The organism is Sulfurovum sp. (genome assembly GCF_036568385.1).
Classification (GTDB): Bacteria; Campylobacterota; Campylobacteria; order Campylobacterales; family Sulfurovaceae; genus Sulfurovum.
The window spans coordinates 1-4,573 of record NZ_DATCSP010000011.1; the positions used below are offsets into that span (position 1 = coordinate 1).

At 46.9% G+C, this 4,573-nt stretch carries 4 protein-coding genes; all 4 read left to right on the forward strand.

The features are described 5' to 3' along the window. Nucleotides 1–1,720, forward strand: a 1,720-nt coding sequence (locus VIM88_RS00915) for a GumC family protein (protein ID WP_331860997.1), incomplete at its 5' end; no start/stop codon positions are given. Further along, the gene (locus VIM88_RS00920; protein WP_331860998.1) at nt 1,717–2,478 is read left to right on the forward strand and encodes a tyrosine-protein phosphatase; all 762 of its coding nucleotides are present in this window, start codon (nt 1,717–1,719) and stop codon (nt 2,476–2,478) included. The genes VIM88_RS00915 and VIM88_RS00920, both read left to right, overlap by 4 nt. A 55-nt stretch (nt 2,479–2,533) precedes the next feature. Next, entirely contained in the window at nt 2,534–3,295 is a 762-nt protein-coding gene (locus tag VIM88_RS00925) for a polysaccharide biosynthesis/export family protein (RefSeq protein WP_331860999.1), read from the forward strand. 165 nt (nt 3,296–3,460) lie between these two features. After that, nucleotides 3,461–4,465, forward strand: a complete 1,005-nt coding sequence (locus tag VIM88_RS00930; protein ID WP_331861000.1) for an MraY family glycosyltransferase — start codon at nt 3,461–3,463, stop codon at nt 4,463–4,465. The last annotated feature ends 108 nt before the right edge of the window (nt 4,466–4,573 follow it).

A 4,573-nucleotide genomic window follows, 5' to 3' on the forward strand; every position in this document is an offset into this window, starting at 1 on the left:
CCGTTTTGTGGTGATGGACCCGAAAACGGTCGCAAGCTATGTGCAGGCAGGTGTCAGTGTCAGCCAGAGAGGAAAGTACTCTACGATCCTGGAGATCTCCTACGCTGACAATGTCGCGCTTCGTGCCCAGGAGTTCGCCAATGCGTTGGCAAGAGCGTATATAGAGCAGAATATAGAGAAAAAAACACAGGAAGCTACCCGCACACTGAACTTCGTCGATGAGCAGCTGAAACTGATCACGGAAAACCTCAAGGGTTCTGCGATCAAGCTCGAAGAGTTCAAAAAGACTTCCAATACCGTGGACCTGAGTTCCAAAGCGGAAAACATCATCCGTCAGATGAGCGAGTCTGAAATGAAACTGGCAGAGATATCGATCGAGCTGGAGATGCTGGGTACGCTCTATGAACAGGTGAAGTCCGGGAAGAATCTGGAAAGCATCAGTGTGGCCGGGGTACAAGCGGGACAGTCTTCACTCTCCGGTATGGTCAAAGAACTTCAGGATGCGATTATGAAAAAAAGGATGTTGAGAGAAGACTATACGGAGATGTATCCGGAAGTGCGAAAACTCACTAAAACGATCGCAGAGCTGAAGAAACTGATCGTCTCTACGATCAAAAGTCTCAATCAAAGCATCAAAGAGCGAAAAGCACTGATAGAAAAGTCTATTTTCGAACAGCAGAAGCTTCTCAATACCCTGCCTGCTGATGAAAGAATGTTCGGTCAGCTGCAGCGTAAGTTCGTGGTCAATGAGAAGATCTACTCGTATCTGCTTGAAAAACGTTCAGAGACCGCCATCATCAAAGCTTCCACGGTGAGCAAGAACAGGATCATTGATGAAGCATTGACCCCTGAGTTCCCTGTCAAGCCCAAGCGCAAGCTCATCGTACTGGTAGGGCTGATACTCGGGCTCATTCTGGGTATCGCGCTTGCATTCCTGAGAGAGTTCCTTGATGATCGCATCAAAAGCGAGGAGGATGTCTCCAAGGTAAAAGATGTGCCTGTGCTTGGTTTGATACCGCATATCAAAGAGGACAGTAACAAGGTCAAGGTGTTCATCTCTCCCAAATCGGCTTTGGCAGAGTCGTTCAGAAACCTTCGTACCAATCTGCAGTTCATGCTGAAACAGAAAGAGTCACATGTCATTGCCGTGACATCTACGATAGCCAGCGAAGGAAAGACCACGGTCTGTATGAACCTGGGCGGGATCATGAGCATGGCCGACAAGAAAACGGTGATACTGAACCTGGATATGAGAAAGCCGACACTGCATGAAAGATTCGGATTGCAGAACAGTAAAGGAATGAGCACACTGCTTTCTGAACGCACGAATTTGAATGATGTCATCCAGCACACAGAATATGAAAATCTGGACATCATCACCTCCGGACCGATACCGCCAAACCCCAGTGAACTGATACAGAGCGTGCTGATGGAAAAGGTGCTGGAGAAGCTGAAAGAAGTGTATGATGTGATCATCCTGGATACCCCGCCGATCGGGCTGGTCACAGATGCAAGAACACTGATGCATTTTGCTGATACGAGCATTTATGTGCTTCGGGCGAACCATTCGAAAAAAGGGTTCTTGCGCAGTATAGAGAAACTTTCGAAGGAAGATATCCGCGGGTTCGGGATACTGCTGAACGATGCCAGAGCAGACACCCATGGGTATGGCTACGGGTATGGATATGGTTACGGCTACTATGAGGAAGAGCAAAAATGATCTTCTCTCTTTTTAAAAAGAAAAAAGAGAAACAGCTGAGCGATACAGACAGGCCAGCAGATTTGCCTGCGCTCACCATTGACCTGCATTCCCATCTTATTCCTGGCATCGATGACGGCTCGAAAAGCATGGAAGAGAGCATGGAGCTGCTCAGAGGTTTGGAAGCTTTGGGATACGAAAAGGTCATTACGACACCGCACATCATGTTCGATGCTTACAAGAATACGCCCGAAGGGATCAAAGAGGGGCTGGCCTCTCTGCAAAGTGCGGCGAAGGCCGAGGGGATAGAAGTCGAGATAGAAACAGCGGCAGAGTACTACCTGGATGAAGGCTTCTATGACCATCTCCATGGTGGTGAAGTGATGAGCATCAAAGGCAAATACCTTCTTTTTGAAACCTCTTATGTCTCCAAGCCTCTGCAGCTGGAAGAGATGATCTTTGAGATTGGTGCCGCGGGGTATACACCGATGATGGCGCATCCCGAGCGTTACCGCTACATTAAAGACCCGGACAAAGAGTACAAGAGACTGAAAGATCTGGGAGTACTGTTCCAGGTCAATGTGAATTCGTTTGGCGGACATTACGGCAGATCGGCGAAAGGGCTGGCGGATTTTTTGAGCAAAGAGGGGATGATAGATTTTCTGGGATCGGATGTGCATCACAAAAGGCATGTTGAAACACTGACCGGGGTTTTCCGATCTGAGGCGTATCGTAATGTTTTTAAAAACAATACGATACGTAACGAGGAACTCACCTAAATACTTAATAGTGGTGGGATATAATATATACATTAGAATAGGGAAAGGGATTAAAATGTTTAAAAAAAAGTTAATGATATGGGTAGGGGCAGGATTGCTGCTGGGAGGTTGTGCCGGTCAGGATTATAAGCTTGTACAGACAGAGAAGCCTGTCACAGAACAGAAGGTGAGCGACAGGAGTATCGAGTATCGTATTTTGCCGCAGGACAGACTGGAGATCATTCTGTACAAAGATCCTGCCGGAAGTTCAGCGTCAGGGATAGGTGGTCAACAGCAGCTGGGACAGAGTATGACACAAAAAGGTGTCCTTGTGAACACTGCAGGCAATGTTTCTCTTCCGCTGATAGGGAAGGTCAAGGTAGGCGGGTTGACACAGACGGAGGCGGCAGACCGCATCACCGAACAGTACAAAAAATACCTCAATACCCCTTCTGTCTATCTTGAAGTGCTTAATAAACGCCTTTTTGTACTGGGTGAGGTAAAAAAACCGGGTGTCGTTGAAATAGACAAAGAGAAGATGACACTCTTTGAAGCACTCGCTTTTGCGGGGGACCTGACAGATTATGCCGTAAGGAACGAGATCATCATCCTTTCGAACAGCGATACCCAGGGGATGAATATGCGCAGGGTGGACCTGACGAACTTTGATACGATGAAGTACGCCTCTTTTATGCTGAGACCCAATGACATCGTCTATGTCCAGCCTAACAACTGGAAAGAGTTCAAAGTGGCTTCGGACTACTACACTTCACCGTTCGAGACGATCGCCAAGATCGCAGCACCGTTCGTGACACTGAAATACTTGGAAAACAACTAGGGTTTCACAGAGATCATAAGCTAAAAGACCCTTTAACGGGTACTTTTAGTCGTAGTTAGGCTTTTTATAAAAGTAACAACGTTTTCACATAAAATATGACAGTAATATGACATGTTTACTGTATAGTAAAACAGTCAAGAAAGTTTTTAGGGGTATTACATTTTCATGGTCATCGAGTTTCTTATCATTTTTTTTCTTTCCCTTCTGTTCATAAGGGGCGTTCGTAACCATTCGGAAAGACTGGGTCTGATCGACGTTCCCAACGGAAGAAGCACGCACAGCAGTCATACGCCGAGAGGTGCGGGCATAGGATTTTATCTGGCGGTGGCACTGGTCATTCCTGTGTTCTATTTTGATATCATTGTTTCCTATGTCTGGACCTGCATGGCGATTTTCCTCGTTTTTATCGTAGGGGTAATGGATGACCACCATGACACCTCTCCCAATACGAAATTCTTTGTGATCATGTTCGGTACCTTCCTGCTTTATCTGGATGGTATTGTCATAGATAAAGCTGGTCTCTTCTTTGGATTTGATATTTCACTGGGATGGTTTGCACTTCCTTTCACGCTGTTCGCCGTAGTGGGGTTTACGAACGCTCTCAACCTGATAGACGGGCTGGACGGACTGGCCGCGACGGTGAGTATCGTGATACTGGGGAGTTTCTTTGCGGTAGGGTATCTGCATAATGATCTTTTCATGATGCTGATGGCAGGGGCGTTCATCTCTGCGCTGCTGGGCTTCCTTGTGTATAACTGGCATCCGGCATCCATATTCATGGGGGACAGCGGTTCTTTGACACTGGGCTTTGTCATCTCGATGCTGGCGATCAAATCCCTGGCGTATCTCCCAGCGGTCAGCATCCTCTTCATAGCGGCCATCCCCATCCTGGATACCTTGGTGGTGATGGTACGCCGGAAGATGAGAGGTCGGTCGATGTTCTCCGCAGACAGATGCCACATGCACCATATACTGCGTCATTTCTTTGCAGAAGACACAAGAAAAACGGTCCTGTTCCTGGTCGTTCTGCAGGGGATCTACTCTCTCACCGGACTGCAGCTTGAAAAAGAGATGGACAACGGATATCTGCTGATCCTCTTTTTACTCAACGTGGTACTGCTGTATATGTTTTTAGCAGCGATGATCAAGAGACAGAATCGGGATTGTTAGTGCTTGGATGCTGAGAATTTAAAAATACCTGGACTTTTTGTGTTGTTCAGGTAGAGTGATTGTTTAAAGGAACAAACACTAACAAAGTAGTAACTTCCCAATATGAAA

Excerpts from the sequence above, each read along its gene's own strand:
- VIM88_RS00930 (WP_331861000.1), top strand. The coding sequence starts at position 3,461 with ATGGTCATCGAGTTTCTTATCATTTTTTTTCTTTCCCTTCTGTTCATA.
- VIM88_RS00920 (WP_331860998.1), top strand. The coding sequence starts at position 1,717 with ATGATCTTCTCTCTTTTTAAAAAGAAAAAAGAGAAACAGCTGAGCGAT.
- VIM88_RS00925 (WP_331860999.1), top strand. The coding sequence starts at position 2,534 with ATGTTTAAAAAAAAGTTAATGATATGGGTAGGGGCAGGATTGCTGCTG.